General features: G+C 60.7%; 22 protein-coding genes. 20 read left to right on the top strand and 2 right to left on the bottom strand.

The features are described from left to right. The first annotated feature begins 236 nt into the window (after positions 1 to 236). From prfA to PV760_RS09200, 20 genes are all read left to right on the top strand, one after another. The gene (gene prfA / locus PV760_RS09295; protein WP_018776353.1) at positions 237 to 1,310 is read left to right on the top strand and encodes a peptide chain release factor 1; all 1,074 of its coding nucleotides are present in this window, start codon (positions 237 to 239) and stop codon (positions 1,308 to 1,310) included. Between the two features lie 42 nt (positions 1,311 to 1,352). Continuing rightward, a complete protein-coding gene (prmC, locus tag PV760_RS09290) occupies positions 1,353 to 2,225 on the top strand; it encodes a peptide chain release factor N(5)-glutamine methyltransferase (RefSeq protein WP_064721733.1) in 873 nt (290 codons plus the stop codon). Between the two features lie 12 nt (positions 2,226 to 2,237). Further along, the gene (locus PV760_RS09285) at positions 2,238 to 3,098 is read left to right on the top strand and encodes an L-threonylcarbamoyladenylate synthase (RefSeq protein WP_018776351.1); all 861 of its coding nucleotides are present in this window, start codon (positions 2,238 to 2,240) and stop codon (positions 3,096 to 3,098) included. Continuing rightward, positions 3,095 to 3,880, top strand: a complete 786-nt coding sequence (locus PV760_RS09280; RefSeq protein WP_039242051.1) for a WecB/TagA/CpsF family glycosyltransferase — start codon at positions 3,095 to 3,097, stop codon at positions 3,878 to 3,880. Before PV760_RS09285 ends, PV760_RS09280 begins: the two co-directional genes overlap by 4 nt. Beyond that, positions 3,881 to 4,837 (top strand): glycosyltransferase, encoded by a 957-nt coding sequence (locus tag PV760_RS09275; RefSeq protein ID WP_039242049.1) that lies wholly within the window; start codon positions 3,881 to 3,883, stop codon positions 4,835 to 4,837. Positions 4,838 to 5,117: 280 nt separating this feature from the next. After that, entirely contained in the window at positions 5,118 to 6,230 is a 1,113-nt protein-coding gene (locus PV760_RS09270; RefSeq protein WP_018776348.1) for an MraY family glycosyltransferase, read from the top strand. Positions 6,231 to 6,458: 228 nt separating this feature from the next. Next, positions 6,459 to 6,791, top strand: coding sequence for a DUF6355 family natural product biosynthesis protein (locus PV760_RS09265; RefSeq protein WP_220034246.1), 333 nt, complete (start codon positions 6,459 to 6,461; stop codon positions 6,789 to 6,791). A gap of 338 nt (positions 6,792 to 7,129) precedes the next feature. Beyond that, a complete protein-coding gene (locus PV760_RS09260; protein ID WP_018776347.1) occupies positions 7,130 to 7,615 on the top strand; it encodes a Cg1360 family ATP-synthase-associated protein in 486 nt (161 codons plus the stop codon). After that, positions 7,608 to 7,913, top strand: coding sequence for a hypothetical protein (locus PV760_RS09255; RefSeq protein ID WP_079580533.1), 306 nt, complete (start codon positions 7,608 to 7,610; stop codon positions 7,911 to 7,913). Before PV760_RS09260 ends, PV760_RS09255 begins: the two co-directional genes overlap by 8 nt. A gap of 81 nt (positions 7,914 to 7,994) precedes the next feature. Then, the gene (atpB, locus tag PV760_RS09250; RefSeq protein WP_026266929.1) at positions 7,995 to 8,795 is read left to right on the top strand and encodes a F0F1 ATP synthase subunit A; all 801 of its coding nucleotides are present in this window, start codon (positions 7,995 to 7,997) and stop codon (positions 8,793 to 8,795) included. A gap of 80 nt (positions 8,796 to 8,875) precedes the next feature. Then, positions 8,876 to 9,079, top strand: coding sequence for an ATP synthase F0 subunit C (gene atpE, locus PV760_RS09245; RefSeq protein WP_018776345.1), 204 nt, complete (start codon positions 8,876 to 8,878; stop codon positions 9,077 to 9,079). Positions 9,080 to 9,134: 55 nt separating this feature from the next. Further along, positions 9,135 to 9,689: a F0F1 ATP synthase subunit B gene (locus PV760_RS09240; RefSeq protein ID WP_018776344.1), complete on the top strand. Its 555-nt coding sequence runs from the start codon at positions 9,135 to 9,137 to the stop codon at positions 9,687 to 9,689. Beyond that, on the top strand, positions 9,689 to 10,516 hold the full coding sequence (locus tag PV760_RS09235) for a F0F1 ATP synthase subunit delta (RefSeq protein WP_354627613.1): 828 nt from the start codon (positions 9,689 to 9,691) through the stop codon (positions 10,514 to 10,516). The genes PV760_RS09240 and PV760_RS09235 overlap by 1 nt, the downstream gene beginning before the upstream one ends. 85 nt (positions 10,517 to 10,601) lie before the next feature. After that, entirely contained in the window at positions 10,602 to 12,239 is a 1,638-nt protein-coding gene (atpA, locus tag PV760_RS09230) for a F0F1 ATP synthase subunit alpha (protein ID WP_011775259.1), read from the top strand. Positions 12,240 to 12,315: 76 nt separating this feature from the next. Further along, a complete protein-coding gene (locus PV760_RS09225) occupies positions 12,316 to 13,206 on the top strand; it encodes a F0F1 ATP synthase subunit gamma (RefSeq protein WP_018776342.1) in 891 nt (296 codons plus the stop codon). An 83-nt stretch (positions 13,207 to 13,289) separates the two neighbouring features. After that, positions 13,290 to 14,741 carry a F0F1 ATP synthase subunit beta gene (atpD, locus tag PV760_RS09220; protein ID WP_014922173.1) on the top strand — a complete coding sequence of 484 codons (1,452 nt, stop codon included), beginning with the start codon at positions 13,290 to 13,292 and terminating at the stop codon, positions 14,739 to 14,741. 1 nt (position 14,742) lies between these two features. Beyond that, the gene (locus tag PV760_RS09215; protein ID WP_018776341.1) at positions 14,743 to 15,027 is read left to right on the top strand and encodes a F0F1 ATP synthase subunit epsilon; all 285 of its coding nucleotides are present in this window, start codon (positions 14,743 to 14,745) and stop codon (positions 15,025 to 15,027) included. 10 nt (positions 15,028 to 15,037) lie between these two features. Next, positions 15,038 to 15,469, top strand: coding sequence for a DUF2550 domain-containing protein (locus PV760_RS09210; protein WP_039242043.1), 432 nt, complete (start codon positions 15,038 to 15,040; stop codon positions 15,467 to 15,469). Between the two features lie 5 nt (positions 15,470 to 15,474). Continuing rightward, complete coding sequence (locus tag PV760_RS09205; protein ID WP_039242042.1) at positions 15,475 to 16,773, top strand: alpha/beta hydrolase-fold protein; 1,299 nt, start codon at positions 15,475 to 15,477, stop codon at positions 16,771 to 16,773. Next, on the top strand, positions 16,755 to 19,271 hold the full coding sequence (locus PV760_RS09200) for a phosphatidylglycerol lysyltransferase domain-containing protein (protein ID WP_354627612.1): 2,517 nt from the start codon (positions 16,755 to 16,757) through the stop codon (positions 19,269 to 19,271). The genes PV760_RS09205 and PV760_RS09200 overlap by 19 nt, the downstream gene beginning before the upstream one ends. A gap of 197 nt (positions 19,272 to 19,468) precedes the next feature. Here PV760_RS09200 and PV760_RS09195 read toward each other — a convergent pair whose 3' ends face one another. Beyond that, the gene (locus tag PV760_RS09195) at positions 19,469 to 19,672 is read right to left on the bottom strand and encodes a cold-shock protein (protein WP_018776337.1); all 204 of its coding nucleotides are present in this window, start codon (positions 19,670 to 19,672) and stop codon (positions 19,469 to 19,471) included. Between the two features lie 274 nt (positions 19,673 to 19,946). Continuing rightward, the gene (locus PV760_RS09190; RefSeq protein ID WP_354627611.1) at positions 19,947 to 21,194 is read right to left on the bottom strand and encodes an N-acetylglucosamine-6-phosphate deacetylase; all 1,248 of its coding nucleotides are present in this window, start codon (positions 21,192 to 21,194) and stop codon (positions 19,947 to 19,949) included. Between the last annotated feature and the right edge of the window lies 1 nt (position 21,195).

Here is a 21,195-nt window from a genome sequence, read left to right as displayed (position 1 = left end):
ATATGCCGGCCCCGCCCCTGCGCCGGGTAGCTTTCGATCTGCGATCGGAAGCTGCCCGGCTCCGGCAGGCCCGAAGCCACTCCCTGGCCGGCATATTTTGAGCGGTCTTTGTTTAAACGGAATCCTTGACCCGACCCCACGCGAGGTCATATGGCCCATGTGGGCCCCGCCAGATGGGCTGTACGTGACCCCACGATGCAGTTATTAGACTTGTAGAAGTCGAAAGAGGTTTGAAAATGTTTGAGTCCGTACAGGGATTGCTTGATGAGCATGCTGCTATTCAGGCACAGCTGAGCGATCCTGCCGTTTATGCCGATCAGTCTGCTGCCAGGAAGTTGGGGCGGCGCTCCGCGCAGCTCCAAGGCATTGTGGAGGCGTACAACAAGTGGCGCGGGCTCAATGACGATCTGGAAGCGGCCAAGGAAATGGCTGACGAGGATCCGGAGTTCGCCGCAGAGGTTGAACAGTTGGAGGAACAGATCCCTGCCGCGCAGGAGCGTTTGCGCCGCCTGTTGATCCCGCGCGATCCGGACGATGCCCGCAACGTCATCCTTGAAGTGAAGGGTGGCGAAGGTGGCGACGAAGCCGCCTTGTTCGCTGGCGACCTTCTGCGCATGTACATGCGTTACGCCGAGTCGCGTGGCTGGAAGACAGAAATGATTTCAGCTACCGAGTCCGACCTCGGTGGTTACAAGGACGTTGCTGTCGCCATCAAGGGCAACTCGAACGATCCCGCACAGGGCGTTTTCGCCCGCTTGAAGTTCGAGGGCGGCGTGCACCGCGTACAGCGTGTTCCCGTGACCGAATCACAGGGGCGTATTCATACCTCGGCCGCCGGTGTGCTGGTTCTCCCCGAAGTGGACGAGCCCGAAGAACTTGAGATCAACCAGAACGACCTCAAGATCGACGTTTACCGTTCCTCCGGCCCGGGTGGTCAGTCCGTGAACACCACCGACTCTGCCGTCCGCATTACCCACTTGCCCACGGGCATCGTCGTCGCCATGCAGAACGAGAAGTCGCAGCTGCAGAACCGCGAAGCCGGCATGCGCGTCCTCCGCGCCCGACTCCTTGCCCACCAGCAGGAGCAGATCGACGCCGCCAACTCCGAGCAGCGCAAATCGCAAATCCGGACCATGGACCGTTCGGAGCGCATCCGCACGTACAATTTCCCGGAAAACCGCATTGCAGACCACCGCACGGGCTACAAGGCCTACAACCTCGACGCCGTCATGAATGGCGATCTTGAGCCCGTCATCCAGTCCGCAATTGAAGCAGACGAGCAGGCACGCCTGGACGCCATCGGCGAATAGCCGAGCCCAAGCGCCTACGACTTCAGCATCCAGGGTCCATTAATGACGTTTTACCAAGGCCAGAGCCTCGCGGACGCAGTTCGCGAGGCTACTGCCGTTTTGTCCGACGCCGGTGTTCCCAGCCCACGCGTGGACGCTGAGTTGCTGGCCGACCACCTGTTGGGTGTGGGGCTTGGCCGGCTCCGTGCCATGCTCCTCGGCGATGCGCCCTCTCCTGATGGCTATGGGGACTTGGTGCTGGAGCGTGCGGCCCGGGTTCCCTTGCAGCACATCACGGGCGTCGCGTATTTCCGTCACCTGGAGTTGCGCGTGGGCCCGGGGGTGTTCATACCCCGACCGGAAACGGAATCGGTGGTTCAACTGGTCATCGACCACGTCTCGGGCATGGCAAACCCGAAGGTGGTGGATCTCGGCACGGGTTCGGGTGCCATTGCAGGCTCGATAGCCCACGAAGTTCCCGGCGCTGAGGTCCACGCGGTGGAATACAGCAGCTTTGCGCACGCCTGGGCGGCGCGGAATCTCGAACCTTTGGGGGTTTCGTTGATCCAGGGCGACCTCCGGGATGCCCTTCCTGAGCACAACGGTACCTTCGACGTCGTCGTCTCCAACCCCCCATACATCCCGTCCGAGGCGATACCCTCGGAACCGGAAGTCGCCCTCCACGATCCTCCCGAAGCCCTGTACGGTGGGGGAACGGACGGTATGGAACTTCCGACGGCGGCAGCGGCCTCTGCGGCGCGGCTCCTGAAACCGGGCGGCTACTTCGTGATGGAGCACGCCGAAGTCCAGGCACAATGGATCGCCGGTATGCTGCAACGCGCCGGACGCTGGCAAGAGATCACCACACACTTTGACTTGAACGGCAAAGAACGTGCAACCAGCGCGGTACTGGCAAGCATCGCGCCTGATGAGTGAAAGAATAGCGCTGTGACCACAACCTACAACTGCACTTCCGAGGACCAGCGTGCTGAAGGACTTCAGCACGCCCAGCGCGCCATCAGCGAAAAGAAGTGCATCGTCATGCCCACGGACACCGTCTATGGCATTGCTGCCGACGCTTTTTCTCCTTTGGCTGTAACCATGTTGCTCGCTTCCAAGGGCCGCAGCCGGCAGATGCCCCCTCCCGTGCTGATTCCCCGCGTTAATGCCCTGGACGGGCTGGCAACTGATGTACCTGCTGACGCGCGGGCATTGGCACAGGCTTTCTGGCCCGGCGGGTTGACATTGATCCTGCACGCGCAGCCGTCCCTGGACTGGGACCTTGGCGATACCAAGGGCACCGTAGCCCTTCGCATGCCGGATGACCACCTTGCTTTGGATCTATTGAGCATGACGGGGCCGTTGGCGGTTTCATCCGCCAACCGGACCGGCCAGGAAGCAGCACAGACGGCTTCCGAGGCACGCCTGCAGCTGGCTGAATCCGTTGAGGTATACCTTGAAGGCGGCTTCCGGCCCGTCAAGGGTACCAACGCCGTGCCTTCCACGATTGTTGATGCAACATCCACTCCTTTCCGCGTGGTGCGGCAAGGGGCCATAGAACTTGAACGCCTCCGGGAGATCGTGCCCTCGATCCTTGGCATCGGTGAGACTGTCGCTGCCGCTGAACCGGAAGCCCCCCAGGAACCAACCACCGAGGACGTTGCTGAGGAGCCGGCCCCCGCGGACGAAACCGGCGAGAAACCGCCTGTCGAAGCATCGGAGGAGCCTGCTTCGGTGAAAAACGCCGCTCAGGACGCTGCACCCGCAACAGCGAAGTCCCAGGCTGCAAGCGAAAACCAGCCGGAATGATTCCAGCACGCCAACGCGTCCCCGTCCTCGACGTGGACGCCACTCCGATGCGCGTCCAGGAACTTCTCGATGCCATGGGCAGCCTCCTCGCGGCCGGAACCACAAGTACGGTATTGGGACATAATCTCCACAGCGTCACCTTGGTGCATTCGCACCCTGATGTTCGAGCGGTCTATGAGGAGGGTTCCATCGTCCTCTTGGACGGCGCTCCCGTTGCCATGTTGTGGGGACTCGCGCACAAACGGCAACTGCAGCCGATTGGCGAGGGGACCATGGCTTACAGGCTCGGCTCCATGGACTGGATTCCTGAGTTGGGAAAGATTCCCGGACTTCAGCGGGTCGCCGTCGTCGGGGCCGGCCGCGAGGCGAACAGCAAGGCGGTTGCCCGGCTGGCATCCATCGTCCCAGGTGCGACTGTGGACGGGATGCCCGGTGAAGCATGGGATGAGTCCTTGGAAAGTGCCGTCGTGGAGTGGTTGAAGGGGTTCCGCCCGCAACTTGTATTGCTGGGACTCGGGATGCCGCTTCAGGAAACAGTCCTGCATCGCAGGCTGGGTCAGCTTCCCCCTGCTGTCTACTGCGCAGTCGGGGGTGCCATTGAGCAGGTGGCGGGTGTCCAGAAGCTCGCGCCTCGCTGGCTGGGTCGCTTGGGGCTGGAATGGGCCTGGCGCCTGGTTCTGCACCCCGGGAGGGTTGCCTACCGGGTATTTGTTGAACCGTGGAAGCTGGCTGCCCTGCTGATTCGGCGCCGTATCCAACCATCCAAGACCAGAGGCAAATAAATGACGTCCCAAGCTGTCGTGGTCGCTGTGGTAGTGACCTTCAACCGCCGTGATCTCCTCCAGACCACTTTGGAGGGCATCAGCGCAGGTACCCGGGTACCGGATGCGATCGTCGTCGTCGACAACGCTTCCACCGACGGAACCGCCGAATTCCTCAAGCAGTACCAAGGACCGGTGACAACCGACGTCGTCACATTGAACACCAACGTTGGCGGTGCAGGAGGATTCGTCGTCGGTATGGAACGTGCCGTTCTGGATCACAACGCGGACCACGTGTGGATCATGGATGACGACACGGAACCGCAGCCGGCCGCTCTGCGCGAAGCCCTCGAGGTGTCCGATGCCTACCGGCAGCAGACCGGGGAAGCCCCGGCATTCATAGCAAGCCGCGTTGTGTGGAGCGACGGACGGGACCACCCCATGAACAGAATGCGTCCCCGGATGGGCGCAAGCGACGACGCCCGTAGCGCCGCTGCCCGCATCGGGGCTACGCAGATCCGGAGTGCTTCCTTTGTGTCGGTGCTGATCCGTGCCGAAGAGATCAAACAGCACGGACTTCCGATCGCAGATTACTTCATCTGGAACGACGACCTCGAGTACACGGCCAGGATTTCCCGTCGGGGGATCGCTTTGACCACGAACGCGTCCGTGGCCAACCACCATACGAAAGTCTTCGGCGACGCAGGAGCAGATCCTGGGCCTCGCTTCTACTACGAGGTGCGGAACAAGCTCTGGGTTTACACCCGCTCGAACGCTTTGGCCCCTTGGGAAAAAGTCCTGTTCACGGGGGCTTCGCTCCGCAACTGGACGCGGACCATCGCTGCTTCGTCCAACCGCAGGGTACTGTTGGACGGGCTTTTCAAGGGCCTGCGGCACGCCTTGAGGGCTCCGCGTTCGAACGCGGAGGTACTGGACGGAATCTACTCTCTGCGCGACGTCCAGGAGCCCGCCCGGTAACACCCAAACAGCCAGGTCGCAGCCAAAACAAGCTGCGGCCTTGCGGCTGCGTCACAGGGTGGTCACGGCCATTGGCATTAGTATCGTGACTAGAGTCCACAGAAATCCCGCAACATTCGGCACAGCCGGTGCAGGCATGGCGACGGAGTAGTTCCATTTATCCACTGACAGAATTCCACACCCTGAGCTGCCCTGAGTTGCCCCTCTCTGCAGCGCCCGGGCCGCGTGCCCTGGTCAAGGTGTCCGCAACGTCCAGCGGGCTGCTCCATGGAGTCGCCCCATGATCATGTATCTGCTGATGGCACTCACGGCCGCCGTTGTGGCCTACGCGGGAACATGGGGCGCCCGCGTCGTCGGAAACAAGCTTCGTTTGTACCAGCCCATCCGAAGCCGTGACATGCACTCCGCCTTGATCTCGAAGCTTGGCGGCCTGGGTATTTTCGTGGGTTTTTTCGCCGCACTTGTGGTGGCGTCCAACTCCTTCTTCGTCAAGGACATCTTCAGGCACAACGATGCTCCCTGGGGAATCCTGGCAGGTGCCGTGGTGATTGTGGCGGTGGGGGTCGCCGACGACATCCTGGATATCCGCTGGTGGATCAAACTCCTGGGCCAGGGCGCTGCCGCCTTCATCGTGGCCATTTGGGGCGTTCGGATGTCCGTAGTGCCGTTCATTCCCGAACCCATTTTCCTGGACTCCGAAGTAGTCCAGATAGTCCTTACCGCAGGTTTGATCGTGACCACGATGAATGCCGTCAACTTCATTGACGGGCTGGATGGCCTGGCGGCCGGCGTGGCCATCATCGGGGGAGGAGCGTTCTTCCTCACCGCCTACTGGGTCCACCGGAACAACCCCTCCACCGACAACTCGGACCTCGCAACCCTCCTGATGGCCATCCTGGTGGGCAGTTGCATTGGCTTCCTGCCCCACAACTGGTTCCCGGCGAAGATCTTCATGGGAGACTCCGGGGCGATGCTCATCGGACTCCTCATGGCCTCTGCTGGCGTCGTTGCCACGGGACAAATCGGTTCCGGCCTGTATGACCGCGCGAACGGCATCCCCACGATCGTTCCTATCCTGCTGCCGTTTGCCGTCCTATCCCTTCCCCTCCTGGATCTGGGCATGGCAGTTGTCCGGAGAACAGCGCGGGGGCAGTCTCCGTGGTCGGCTGACCGCGGGCACCTTCACCACAAGCTGGTGGACCTGGGCTACTCGCACCGCACCGCCGTCGTGATGTTGTACGTGTGGACCTGCATCCTGGCCTTCGGTGGCGTCGCCTTTGCCGTGTTCCCCTGGCAAATGGTGCTGATCATCGTCATCGCCGCCGCGCTGGTCATGGCTGTCGTGACGGCGTGGCCTTACATTCGCCGGACCAAGAACGACTCCGCTCTCTAAGTTTCAAGTTGCCGAGCTGGACTTTGGACGGGGCTGATCCTGACGGAACCCTCACCGCGCACCCCATTTCACCAACAGGGTCTGCAGCGTTCCCATTGTTTGACAACTTGTGACAAGCCTGTAACCATGGTGCAGTCAAGTCCATTGCAAATGATGTAAAAGTGATGTCAAGCGATGGGCATTCGGTGATCCTGCAACTCGGGATCGATATTTGGGGGAGTCAAAAGTATGGGACGATTTGCAAAGATTGCCGCTGTCGGGGCACTGGCCTTGGGTTCGGTGGCGTTGGCGCCTATGTCTGCTCAGGCCTCAGCCGGAACTGGAAGTGCCGTGGAAGCTCAGGCATCAACTACGGCTACGGCGTGTGGCTTTCTAGGCACCAGCTACTGGATCGCGGGTCAGACGTCGGCTTACAACCACTGCGGTTCGGGCAAGGTGCTTGTCCGGCTCGACTACAATGTTGGCAGCGACACGAGGTGCCTCAACCCGGGTGTGACCGACGGAATTACTAGTCCGTTGTGGAATCCGATCATTAATATTTATGCCATTGGATCCTGCTAGCCAGCAGGAGTCGATCAGGGTTGGAAGTACAAGAGGACCCGGTTTCAGCGCTAGCTGGAACCGGGTTCTTTTGCGTGATTTGAAGAGGTGGGAATCCCACACTCCGCGAGGGTAGGGCGTCCGCGCATTGAGTGCATGGCTGCGAAGACTGGCCTCTGTGAACATCTGGCGTGCGATGCGCGAGTCAGTCTCTTCGGCATCAGTTGGCTTGGCGTGTCAGCGGTGACCATTAGGTGGAAAACTGCTGGCATGGCCTGCACCTGTTCTATCTCGTGTAGAATTCAGGTGCAGTGCATTGCTGCACACTTCCCCTTTTACAGATGACGATAGGGATCTCCATGGCTTCAAACGCCGAGCCCGGGCCTGAGCCGGGCAATGGTCCTCTTGAAGCTTCCGGTGCCACGCCCTCGCTTTGGCTGCATCTTCTAAAGCTCAGCACCATTGTGGGATCGGCAGGTCTGCTCGTTGCTGCTGCCTTGGCCGCCCTCATGGACGGCCCAGCGGGTGCTCTGTCGGAGGTTCTTGGTGGACTGCTGGTGATGGTGTTCTTCGGCATCAGTCTGTTGGTGGGCCACTACGTAGGACGAAATAATCCCTCCGGGGCCATTGGCTTGTTCGTTGCTACATACTTCGTAAAGGTCGTCGGTTTCGCCGTAATACTTTTCGCGATCGGCAGACCTGAGTGGCTGCACTCGCGGTGGTTCGTGATCGGTGCCATTGTGACCGTGGTTATGTGGCAGGCTGCTGAGCTCTATGGCTTCAGCAAGGCGCGCCTTCAAACCTTCAACGACCCCAACTCCAGTGAAAGAACCGGCGATGTCTGAGCCAAAGCGATCCGGCCAAAGGGCCGGTCAAGAAGTGGGTAGCGGTGGTGCGGGCTACAACGATGGTATGGCCGTATTCAGCTATATAACTGGCGGAATCATCGTCTGGAGTTTGATAGGGTGGGGTCTGGATAATCTGTGGGGTACCCGCTGGATTGTGCTCGCAGGCGCTCTGCTTGGAGCTCTCGGAGGATTTTACTTGTCCTACATGCATGGCCTCACCGGCAGCAAAAAACGAACTGGTGGCGACCGTGCTGCCAGCGGCCCGTCCAAAGACGGTCCCAGCAATGCCAAATAATTTCACAAGGGAACCAGCAGGCCATGCTTCTGCAGGAACCCACCAAACGCCCAATGATGGACACTGCAGAGAGGAAACGCGTTGATCGCGCTTGCGCTCCCGGCCAAAGACTCAGGAGAGTTTGCCCCTCCTGGTATTAACGAAATGCATTTGCCGGCAATCCTGCCGTGGGGTGCGGCAGAAGGATTCTCGAAGCAGATGCTGCTGGTGATCCTTTCGGTCGTCATCATTGCTACCTTCTTTGTGATAGCTGCACGTAAGCAGCAGCTGGTTCCTGGCAAGCTGCAGTTCGCAGGCGAGATGGCCTACGGCTTCGTGAGGAACAGCATCGCCAAGGACATCATCGGTGGCAGGGACTTCATGAAGTACGTCCCGCTGCTGTTTAGTTTGTTCTTCTTCATCCTGGTGAACAACATTTACGGAGCAATTCCGTACATTCAGCTTCCTACCTTCTCTCACGTAGGCGGTACCTATGTGATGGCAGCCATCGTCTACATCACGTGGATTGCCATTGGCATCAAGAAGAACGGTCTGCGCTACTTCAAGTTGGCCACGGTTCCTTCTGGAGTTCCGGCATACATCCTGCCGCTGATCATTCCGATCGAGATCATCTCCAACTTCCTCGTCCGCCCCGTTACGCACAGCCTTCGTCTGTTCGCAACCATGCTGGCAGGACACCTGATCGTAATGATCGCTGGCGCGGGTATCGAATTCCTGATCTCCCAGGAGAACATCCTGCTCCAGGGCACATCGGTGTTGATCCTTGTCGGCGCGATTGCCATGTACATGCTGGAGGCGCTGATTATGGTGCTGCAGGCATACGTTTTTACGCTGTTGACGGCTATCTACATTGAAGGCGCGCTTCACGCCGATAGCCACTAGGCACCCTCAACTTCCCCCGCAGCGGGGATGAAGCAACCCAAACAACCTGCCACAGAGCTGGCATCTTGAAAGGAAGAAAAATGGAAGGCACTCTCAACCTCGTAGGTTACGGTCTGTCCGCAATCGGCGGTGGTATCGGTGTTGGCCTCGTGTTCGCCGCATACATCAACGGTGTTGCACGCCAGCCGGAAGCTCAGCGCGTCCTGCAGCCCATCGCGTTCTTGGGCCTCGCCCTGACTGAAGCCCTCGCCATTCTCGGCCTGGTCTTCGCGCTCGTTCTCTAGCCAGACTTCATAACGAGCGAACATCCAGAACCGAGTAGAAAACGACGGGTGAAATATGAATCAGCTGATCATCTCAGCCGCCACAGAGGGCGAAGAGGTCAGCCCCCTCACTCCCAACCTTTGGGAAATGGGCGTTGTCCTAATCAGCTTTGCCGTTCTCATGTTCATCGTGGTCAAGTTTGTTGTCCCGATGTTCGAGAAGACGTTCGCAGAGCGGGCGGAAGCCATCGAAGGCGGTATCGCCAAGGCTGAGAAGGCCCAGGCTGAGGCATCTGCTGCACTTGAAGAATACAAGCAGCAGCTCACCGACGCCCGGGCCGAGGCCAACCGCATCCGCGAAGAAGCACGCGCCGAAGGCGCCCAGATCCTCGCGGACCTGAAGGCCAAGGCTGCAGCGGAGTCTGCACGCATCACCGAGCAGGCACACGCCGCCATCGAATCGGAGCGCCAGGCAGCTGTTGTCTCGCTTCGTTCCGAGGTCGGCACCCTGGCCACCACCCTGGCCGGCCGCATCGTTGGTGAAGCACTCACCGACGACGAGCGCGCCGCCCGCGTCGTGGACCGCTTCCTGGCAGATCTGGAGACCCAGAGCGCAGGTGCAGCTAAATAATGGCAGGTATATCGAGCGAATCGCTGACCACAGCGCTGGCGCAGTTGGAAGCCAAGCTTCCCTTCGCTTCGCTGCAGTTGGCTAAGGACCTCTTCGGAATCCTGGGAACGGTGGACAGCTCGGCTGGCTTGCGCCGCGCCCTGACTGACCCGTCCCGTTCAGGAGACGAAAAGTCGGCGCTGGTCAAGCAGCTGGTTGGCGGAAAAGTCTCCGCTGATGCTGCTGAGATTGCAGGTGGATTGGCCGGCTCACGCTGGGCATCGGCCCGCGATATCGGCGATGCACTCGAGACGCTTGCCGCCACGGTGGTCATTGCCGTAGCTGAAAACAAGTCGGCCGTTTCTGCCTCCGGTATCACGGGGCTGGAAGAGCTGGAAAACGATCTGTTTGCCTTCAACCAGGCCGTCGCCTCCAGCCACGAAGTACAACGTGCTATGTCTGAGCCGCAGGCATCGCCCGCGGCGAAGATTGCATTGGCCGAGAAGCTTGTTCCTGGCAGCAGCGAGGAAGCCAAGGTTCTCATCAGCCAGGCAGTTACGCAGCCGCGCGGTGTCAAGCCGAGCAAGCTCGTCGAGTCATTCGCCAAGCTTGCAGCCAAGCGTCAGCAGCGCTGGATTGCAACTGTCAGCGTTACCCGTCCGTTGACGGAAACGCAGGCCAGCCGTCTGCAGGCCGGACTTGACGCCCTGTACAGCCGCGAACTGAAGGTCAACGTAAATGTTGACCCCGCACTGATCGGTGGAATCCGTGTCCAGGTAGGTGACGAAGTGCTCGACGCTTCGGTAGTTGCCCGCCTCAGCGAACTCCGCCGTCAGCTCGCTGGCTAGCGAAGACAAAGCACAACTTAACTGATATAAAACCCGGTCATCGTGAGCAACGATGATCACGAAAACAGGAGAGCAGGGACTGCAGATGGCCGAATTGACCATCAACGCCGACGACGTCCGTAATGCGTTGAACGAGTTCGCGGCGTCCTACGAACCCGGTAACGCAGAGCGCGTAGAGGTTGGTCGTGTGACCACCGCAAGTGACGGCATCGCCCGTGTTGAGGGTCTTCCCTCGGTCATGGCGAACGAGCTGCTTCGCTTCGAAGATGGCACGCTGGGCCTGGCCCAGAACCTTGACGTCCGCGAGATCGGTGTCATTATCCTCGGTGACTTCACCGGTATTGAAGAAGGCCAGGAAGTTCACCGCACCGGTGAAATCCTGTCCGTTCCGGTTGGCGATGCCTTCCTGGGTCGCGTTGTCGACCCCTTGGGCCAGCCGATCGACGACCTCGGCGAGATCAAGGCCGAGGCCACCCGTGCACTGGAACTCCAGGCTCCGGGCGTCACCGAACGCAAGTCGGTTCACGAACCGATGCAGACCGGCCTCAAGGCTATCGACGCCATGATCCCGATCGGCCGTGGCCAGCGTCAGCTGATCATCGGTGACCGCCAGACCGGTAAGACGGCCATCGCCGTCGACACCATCATCAACCAGAAGGCCAACTGGGCTTCCGGAGATGTCACCAAGCAGGTTCGCTGTGTCTACGTCGGTGTTGGCCAGAAGGCTTCCACCATCGCAGCCGTCCGCCAGACCCTCGAGGACCACGGCGCGCTGGAGTACACCACCATCGTGGCGTCCCCGGCGTCCGACCCTGCTGGCTTCAAGTACCTGGCGCCGTATGCAGGTTCGGCCATCGGCCAGCACTGGATGTACGGCGGCAAGCACGTTCTGGTGATCTTCGATGACCTGTCCAAGCAGGCCGAAGCCTACCGCGCCGTGTCCCTTCTGCTGCGTCGTCCGCCGGGACGCGAAGCATACCCGGGTGACGTTTTCTACTTGCACTCCCGTCTGCTGGAGCGTTGTGCCAAGCTCTCCGACGAGCTCGGTGCAGGTTCGATGACCGGTCTTCCGATCGTCGAGACCAAGGCAAACGACGTCTCCGCTTACATCCCGACCAACGTGATCTCCATTACCGATGGTCAGATCTTCCTCCAGTCGGACCTCTTCAACGCCAACCAGCGCCCCGCTGTTGACGTTGGTGTGTCCGTCTCCCGCGTTGGTGGCGCTGCACAGGTCAAGTCCATGAAGAAGGTCTCCGGTACCTTGAAGCTGGACCTGGCCCAGTACCGCGACATGCAGGCATTCGCCATGTTCGCCTCGGACCTGGATGCTGCTTCCCGTCAGCAGCTGACCCGTGGTGCACGCCTCATGGAACTGCTGAAGCAGGGCCAGTACTCGCCGTTCCCTGTCGAGAATCAGGTTGTTTCCATCTGGGCCGGCACCAACGGCTACTTGGACGACGTTCCGGTTGAGGACATCAGCCGCTTCGAGTCCGAGTTCCTGGAGCACCTCACGCACAAGTCCTCCATCCTGACCACGCTGGCACAGACCAACGTCCTGGATGACGACACCGCTGCAGCTTTGAAGGAAGCCATTGTGTCCTTCAAGAAGGGCTTCTTCGGCGAAGGCGACAACCACTTGGTTGGCGCTGGCCACGAAGAGCACGCAGCGATCTCCGGCGGCGACGTCGACCAGGAAAAGATCGTCAAGCAGAAGCGCTAGTTTCGATAACCTGCTCTGCCGGGGTCCGCAAGGGCCCCGGCAGGGCAGCACATCGGGAACTTAGGAAAGGATAAGTATGGGAGCCCAGATTCGGGTCTACCGTCAGAAGATCAGCTCGACGACGTCGATGCGCAAGATCTTCAAGGCGATGGAACTGATCGCTACCTCGCGCATCGGTAAGGCCCGCGCCCGCGTAGCAGCTTCACTGCCTTACGCGAACGCGATTACCCGCGCCGTTTCTGCTGTCGCAACTCAGAGCGAAATCGACCACCCGCTGACCACCGAACCGGAGCAGATCCGCCGCGCCGCAGTCCTGATCGTTACATCGGACCGTGGCCTTGCAGGATCCTACTCGGCGAGCGTGCTCAAGCAGGCCGAAGGTCTCTTCGAGCTTCTTCACGCAGAAGGCAAGGAAGTCAAGGCGTACCTGGTTGGCCGCAAGGCTCAGGCGTACTTCGATTTCCGCAATCGGTCCTACGCCCGCGTATGGACCGGTGGCACGGACGCACCGGAATTCGAAACCGCGCAGGAAGTCGGAGCTGCACTTCTCGAAGACTTCTCCACGGATTTCGAAGAGGGTGGCGTGGATGAAATTCACGTTGTCTACACCCGCTTCAAGTCCATGGTGACGCAGGAACCGACGGTTATCCGTCTGCTTCCGCTGGAGGTCGTCGAAGAGGAAGCAACCTCGGAGTCCGAGCTGTTGCCGTTGTACGAGTTTGAACCGGAAACAGAGCAGGTGCTTGACGCACTGCTTCCGCGTTACATCGAGTCCCGCATCTTCGCAGCCATGCTGCAGGCAGCAGCTTCCGAGCTCGCAGCCCGCCAGCGTGCAATGAAGTCGGCCGGTGACAACGCGACGGATCTGATCAAGAAGTACACGCGCCTTCGCAACACGGCCCGCCAGGCCGAGATTACGCAGGAGCTTTCCGAAATCGTGGCCGGCGCCGACGCTCTCGCGTCCTAGCCTGCAACGGATTCGGCTCGAAGCCGCACCTGCAACAAACAGATAAACTTAACCCACGCCATCTACTGAGTGAAGTGAGAGAGATGACTGCCACTGCTACCGAACACGTAGCAACGGCCGGTGCCACCGGCCGCATTGCCCGTGTTATTGGTCCGGTTGTCGACGTCGAATTCCCGGCTGACGCAATCCCCTCGATTTACAACGCTCTGACCACCGAGATTACTCTCAACGGTCAGACCAAGACCATCACGTTCGAGACCTCCCAGCACCTGGGTGACAACCTCGTCCGCGCCATCTCCCTGCAGGCTACCGACGGACTCGTCCGCGGTACCACCGTCCAGGACTCCGGCGCTCCGATCTCCGTGCCCGTTGGCGACGGCGTCAAGGGCCACATCTTCAACGTACTCGGCAAGCCGCTGGACGTTGAAGAGTCCGAGATCAAGGCCGACGCTTACTGGCCGATCCACCGCAAGGCTCCGAGCTTTGCTTCCCTCGAGGGCTCCACGGAGATGCTCGAGACCGGCATCAAGGTCATCGACCTTCTCACCCCGTACATCAAGGGTGGAAAGATCGGCCTCTTCGGCGGCGCCGGCGTGGGCAAGACCGTTCTGATCCAGGAAATGATCACCCGTGTTGCCCGCAACTTCGGTGGTACTTCCGTATTCGCCGGTGTCGGCGAGCGTACCCGTGAAGGTAACGACCTCTGGGTTGAAATGGAAGAGGCCGGCGTCCTCAAGGACACCGCCCTTGTCTTCGGCCAGATGGATGAGCCGCCGGGAACGCGTCTGCGCGTGGCCCTGTCCGCGCTCACAATGGCGGAATACTTCCGCGATGTCCAGAACCAGGACGTGCTGCTCTTCATCGACAACATCTTCCGCTTCACGCAGGCAGGTTCGGAAGTTTCCACGCTGCTCGGCCGTATGCCGTCCGCCGTGGGCTACCAGCCGAACCTTGCTGATGAGATGGGTCTGCTCCAGGAGCGCATCACCTCCACCAAGGGTCACTCCATCACGTCGATGCAGGCCATCTACGTGCCGGCTGATGACTACACCGACCCGGCTCCGGCCACGACCTTCGCACACCTCGACGCGACCACGGAACTCTCCCGTGAAATCGCCTCCCGTGGTCTGTACCCGGCCGTTGACCCGCTGACGTCGACCTCCCGTATCCTGGATCCCCAGTACATCGGCAAGGACCACTACAACACGGCTGTCCGTGTTAAGCAGATCCTGCAGAAGAACAAGGAACTCCAGGACATCATCGCCATCCTCGGTGTTGACGAACTGTCGGAAGAGGACAAGATCGTCGTGTCGCGTGCACGCCGTATCCAGCAGTTCCTCTCCCAGAACACCTACACCGCCAAGCAGTTCACCGGCGTCGAAGGCTCCACCGTGTCCATCAAGGACACCGTCGAAGGCTTCACCGCCATCTGCGACGGCGAGCTGGACCACATCGCAGAGCAGGCGTTCTTCAACGTCGGCGGCCTGGATGACGTCGAGCGCAACTGGGCCAAGATCCAGGAACAGACCAAGTAGTATGGCTGAGCTCGAGGTTGAGATTGTCGCGGCGGACCACTTCGTGTGGTCCGGAGCGGCCAAGATGGTGAAGGCCCGCACCAGCGATGGTGAAATCGGAATCCTGCCGGGCCACTCGCCCCTTTTGGCCATCATGGCCGAGGGCGAGCTGGCAATCCAGCCGGTTTCCGGTGACCGGATCGCTGTAGTTGTTGACGGTGGGTTCTTCTCCGTGGACAACGATCGCGTGGTCATTGTTGCTGACAACGCCAAACTGGGCGAAGCGGCTACAGCGGGGATCCGATAGCACGACCTTGATGGACGATTCCCTCATTCCGTTCATCGCCTTGGCAACAGCGTTCACGTTGCTGATCATTTCACTGTGCCTTTTGGGGGTGCGCCGCTTCAATCTGCGGCGCGCCCTCGGCACGATCGACGCCTCCATTTGCACGGCTGGAAACAGCTGGCAGATGGGGGTTTGTCGTTATCAGGACAATGATCTCGAGTGGTTCCGCCTGATGTCGCTGAGTGTGGTGCCCAAACATAAGTTCAAACGCAGTTCACTGGAGCTCCTCGGGCGCCGCCAACCGACTGAGGACGAGCTCGTCAAAGTCCAGCCCGGGGTCGTAGTGGTTGAACTGCAGTACGAAGGCAACAAGTTCATGCTTGCGATGAACTTTGATGCCTATGCCGGGCTGTCCTCCTGGCTGGAGGCCGGGCCGGTTATCGGCGTCGGAACCTGGCGTTAGGCGTTATGGACTTCCTGTTGGACGTCAGCCTCGTCAGTGGCCCGTTTCTGTGGTTCAGCATCGTTTGCGGCGTGGCAGGGGCAGCCTACCTGCTGTGGCGGCGGAAGCGGTCCTGGTTTTTGCTTGTTCCCGCCTCCCTGTTGGCTTCCATCGGCCTGGTGACTTTGGTCCACTGGATCCTCGTGGACGTGCTGGCCGCGTTTTCAGAGAACCTCCCGTTCGAGACGGTGGCCTGGTCCGTCCCGGCAGTTGCGGCCGTCCTGCTCTGTACCGCACGTTTTCCGCGTAATTCCTGGAAGGGTCGCGGGTTCAGTACCCTGGCGATGCTTGGGGTCATCTTGCTCAGCGCTGTCCAAGTCAATCTGTATTTCGGGTTGAACAATACGGTGGCCGACCTCCTGGGCACCGCTGTTGCACGCATCCAACCGCTGGAGCAGAGCCTCAAGCGTTCTCCCGGTTCCACGCCCGGTCCCTTGGCTTCGGCATGGAAGGCACCTGAGTCCATGCCGTCCAACGGCATTCTGCGTAAGGCCGCGATTCCCGGATCTGTGTCGGGCTTCAGTGCCCGCGAAGCGTATATCTACTTTCCGCCGGCATATCAGACCACCCCACGGCCTGTCCTTCCCGTGCTGGTCCTTTTTTCCGGTCAACCCGGTGGCCCTGCGGACTGGTTGACGGGCGGTCAGCTGCGGGCACAAATGGACCGGTTCGCTGAAGCCCATCAGGGCATTTCACCGGTAACCGTGGTGGTGGATCCCAACGGGTCCGGCAGCGCCAACACCATGTGCATGGACAGCCGGATAGCCCCTGCAGACACATACCTTTCGAAGGACGTTCCAGCCTGGATTTCCGAGAACCTTGACGTTTCCACGGACCACAAGCAGTGGGCTGTGGGCGGATTCTCCTTCGGCGGGACGTGTGCGCTGCAAATGGGCACGGCACACCCGGACATTTTTCCATCGGTACTGGCTTTCTCGGCGGAGCGTGAGCCTGCCCTCGCCAAGGACCGCAACAAGACCATTGCGGACTCGTTCGACGGCGACGTCGCGGCTTTTGAATCCCGGACGCCTTTGGCGTTGATGGGGGAGCGCACCTTTGCCGGCAGCGGTGTGTACTTCGCCGCCGGCGCAACGGACAACGAGTTCACCAATTACATGCACGAACTGGCCCAAAGTGCCGCAAGCGCCGGTTTCCAAACCGAAGAGCACACCATCCGGAACGCTGGTCATTCCTGGGACGCCGTAGTGCGCGGAATGCCGGGTGGCCTGGACTTCCTCGCCACGCGTTGGGGGCTGCGCAAGTGAGCCTTGCTGTCAGAGGGGTCATCTTGCCTGCATTGCGGCAGGCCGCGCAGCACGTCCGGCGCACCCCTTTCACCGTCGGCGTCCTGGCGCTGTTTGTGGCGCTATCCATCATCTCCGGCAGCTTCGTCACGGGGCCTCCGGACACCTGGCTGCGGGTGGCAGGCGTCAGCCTGGCTGGTCTCAAATCGGGTGAGTGGTGGTCGATTTGGACCTCGCTCTTCTTCACGACCAACCCCTTGGCTTACGTCACTGCTGTCCTGATGATCGTCTTCCTTCTAGGGCTTGCCGAACGGCGCTTCGGCTCGTTCAAGACCGCGGCTGTATTTTTCGGCAGCCAGTTTGCCAGTGTGTCGGCATTTCTGTTGGTCACGCAGGTCGCGCAAGCCTTCGACGACGATTGGCTGGCCCGGATGGCCGAAACCCGGCTGATCGGACCCTATGCAGCAGTCCTGTCCACGTGTTTGGCGGCCAGCGCGCTCCTTCCCATGCTGTGGCAACGACGCCTGCGGACAGTGGTGCTGTCAATTTCCTTGCTCCTTGTGTTGTACGTGGGCCACGCGGAAACGGTGGTGGGCTTCCTCGGAGCCTTGATCGGTTTGGCGGCGGGCTGGTGGACCCAAAGCAGCCAGGGGCATCTCCACCTGCACAGGTCCACAGGCAGGGAAGTCCGGAACCTGCTGTCCCTGACGATGGCAATTTTTGCGGTGGGTCCTATCGTGACCGCGGCTGCGAAAAGCCCTTCGGGTCCGTTGGCCTTGCTCCGGGATGTCATCCTCAATCCGATACCTACACTGGGCCAGCTTGAGAGCAACTGCGGGGGCAGCATCGATGTCTCCTGTTTGGAGCTGGGACGCCAAGGCTACACAGGTCCCTTCGGACTGGCGTTGGCCGTGGTGCCTGTGGTGCTCCTGCTGATCTGCGCTGACGGGATGAGGCGCGGACGCCGTCTCGCGCTGGGCATCGCGGTAGGCGTGCAGGTGCTCGTGGTTGTGCTTTCGGCCATCTACCTGGGACTTTTTGCCACCATCCCAAGGCCACAGGGCCGTCCGCATTCAGGGATGATGAGCTCGGCCGTAGTGCACCTCATCCCGCTGGTGCTGGTGCCCCTGATCCTCGCTGTGCTGTTGTTCGCCTATCGGGGACACTTCCGTGTTGTCTCCGCGCACCGTCTCCGGCGCAGGGTGTTCTGGTCTGTTGGCCTGACCGGCGCCGGGCTTGGTCTCGCCTATTGCATCGTGTGGTTTTCCTCCGGGGGCATGTCACGGGACGGTGGCCTCCTCGGCTTGGCTTCGGAGCTTGCCAGGCAATATCTTCCTGTTCCGCTTCCGGGGGCTTACCGGAAGGTCTTCGCCGAGCGTGACGTGCTGGAAGTGTTCCTGTTCTCCTATTCCGGCACTGTCTTCTGGCTGGTCGCGCTGGTTGGGGTATGGGTCCTTTTCATCCGCGGGAACCATACGGGAGGCCGTGACCACGAGGCGCGTTGGCAGGCCCGTCACCTAGTGAAGTCCGGGGGCGACTCATTGTCGTGGATGGCGCTGTGGGAGCCGAACAAATACTGGTTTGCACCGGACGGGACCGGGGGAGTGGCCTACCAGCAACACGGGCATGTGGCCCTGACGATGGCGGGTCCGTTCGGGCCGGCCGGGAAACATGTGGAAACAGCCGGCGGCTTCTTGGAGTACTGCTCGCAGCACGCGCTGATCCCCTGCCTTTACTCCTGTACCGATGAGCTGTGGCCCATGCTGGAGGCGCGCGGCTTCCGCCGGGTGGCGGTCGCCCAGGAAACCCGTTTGCGGATCCGGGGCTTGGAATTCCGCGGCAAGGAATGGCAGAACGTCCGGACCTCCCTGAATCGAGCGGCGAAGTTGGGCATTACGGCACGCTGGAGCAGGTTCTCTGAACTGCCCAGTGGCATACGCACACAGATCAGTGAGGTGTCCGAGGAATGGGCGGCCCAAAAGAAGATCCCGGAAATGGGCTTCACATTGGGAGGCCTGGATGAGCTCGAGGACGATGAGGTCCTCTGCGGCGTAGCGGTGGATGACGCCGGCCATGTCCATGGCGTAACCAGTTGGCTGCCGGTTTTCGAAGACGGGAAGATCGTCAGCTGGACTCTGGACTTCATGCGACGGCGCGGCGATGCCTTCCCCGGGGTGATGGAATTCCTCATCGCCTCGGCTGTCCTCCACTTGCGCGATTCAGTGGAAGTCATCTCCCTGTCGGGCTCGCCGCTTGCCCGGGAAAAGGGTGAGATCGAACAGCAGGCCAAAGGCCTGGCGGGTCTGCTGGATGTCGTGGGTCAGGCCTTGGAGCCCGTTTATGGGTTTCGGTCCCTTGCGTCCTTTAAGTCACGATTCCAACCTGAGTACCGGACGCTGTACATGTATTACCAGGACCCGCTGCATCTGCCGGCAATGGGACGGGCACTCAGCCGGGCATACCTTCCCGGGCTGTCGGTTCGACATTCCGCCAGGCTGCTCCGGACATTGGTTGGTTGAATTGTCAATCCTTTTATCGTTGCCCTTTCTTCGCTTTCTTCACGTTTAGTAACAGTCACTGTCGTAATGGGACCCCGCGGCGGGCTATTGAACTGCCTTATGCCGTTGAACCCGGATTTAAACAGGTTGGCCCCGGCTCGAAAGCCAGGGCCAACCTGTTAGTCGTTTCTGCGGGAAGCAGAAATCAACGGTTAAGACTAGACGACGGTAACGCCGGTGGCCTGGGGGCCCTTGGCGCCCTGGCCGATCTCGAACTGAACGCGCTGGTTCTCATCGAGGGTCTTGAAACCACCGGTCTGGATCTCGGAGTAGTGAACGAAAACGTCCCCATCCGAGTCGTCCGGGGTGATGAAGCCGAAGCCCTTTTCAGCGTTGAACCACTTTACGGTTCCCAGTGCCATGTATATCTCCTCATTATGGAACTTCAGTCCGATACACTTCGTACCGGCCTTGTTACTCCGCGAGAAGACCTGAATTCCTCCCAGGCGGACCTGATCGGATTCGCAGGAGCTTCACGCTCGCAACTCGTCTTGCGAGCATGAAAACCACCTACACAAAGACTGCTACAACACTTTCATGTGCTCTGCCGGAGGTCAACGGTCTTTAGGCGTATTTGAGAAAAATTTAGGTAAAAAGAAGGTAACGCATGGTTGCCTGCAATTACCCCTGACTTCTCTAAGACAACCATTGCCCGTTGCGCATCACACGGGTCAGTTCAAGGTCCTCATTGGTGACAACAACATCGGCACGCAGTCCGCGCCGCAGCCCGCCAATTTCATCCGAAAGGCCCAGGACCGCGGCCGGCACTGCGGTGGCGGAACAGACGACATCAGGAAGGGCGACGCCGGCGGCCACCGTTTTGCGGACAACGTCCAGGAGCGTAGCGGTGCCCCCCGCGATCGAACCGGTGGCATCGAGCCTGGCTACGCCGCTGCTGACCGTGACCGGGGACGGGCCAAGCATGTAACTGCCGTCGGAAAGGCCGGCCGCCGCCATGGAGTCGGTCACCAGGACAACGTTGGCCGCACCGACCAGCTGGAAGACGGTGGCCACCATGCTGGGGGCCAGATGCGTCCCATCGGCGATCAGTTCGACCACGGCTTTGCCCTCCTGCGCCATGCGAAGGCACGCAGCCACGGGTCCTGGCGCGCGGTGATGCATCGGAGGCATCCCATTGAAAAGGTGGGTGACGGTCGGGAGTGAACTCACGCCGTCGAAACCTGCCGACTCAAGCCCTTCGCGGGCGGCGGCCAACGACGCCGTGGCGGTGGCGTCGTCACAGTCCGTGTGCCCCAAGGAAGGCGTCACGCCATGGGAAGTCATGAGGTCCACCAGTGCGGCCGCGCCGGGGAGTTCCGGGGCGTATGTCATGGTGGCGAGCTTGCCGGCCGCAGCGGCCACCAACTCATCCATGAGTTCCAGGTCGGGCTCGAGCAGGTAGTCCGGGTTCTGGGCTCCGCAGCGAGCGTGGGAGAGGAACGGACCCTCGAGATGGATTCCGGCGACCAACCCTTCCTCTGCGAGCTTCACGAAAAGCTCGATGCCACGCAGGAGGTCCTCCCGTGGAGCGGTGACCATGCTGGCAAGGAACGTGGTGGTTCCCGAACGGTGCAGGAACTCGATGGCCTTGCGGGCCGCAACTTCCTCGCCGCTCGGAAAGTCGCCGCCGTTGCCGCCGTGGCAGTGGACGTCAACCAGTCCGGGAATGAGGTAGCTGCCGCTGGGAACTCCCAGGCGGATGGCCCCTTCGAAACCTTCGAAGGCTTCCTGGTCAAAGGCATCAGCAGGGCCGGCGTAGGCAATCCGGTCCCCGTCGATGGCCAGCAGGCCGTCTTCCACCACCTCGCCGTCGCTGACCAGCGTTCCTTTGATGATCTGGTGGCTTGGCGCGGACGATGTGGCAAAACGGGGTGCGGCAGTCATG

The sequence above is a fragment of the Paenarthrobacter sp. CC6 genome, from assembly GCF_040560085.1.
GTDB classification, from domain to species: Bacteria; Actinomycetota; Actinomycetes; order Actinomycetales; family Micrococcaceae; genus Arthrobacter; species Arthrobacter nicotinovorans.
This window is presented reverse-complemented; position numbering and strand designations above follow the sequence as displayed.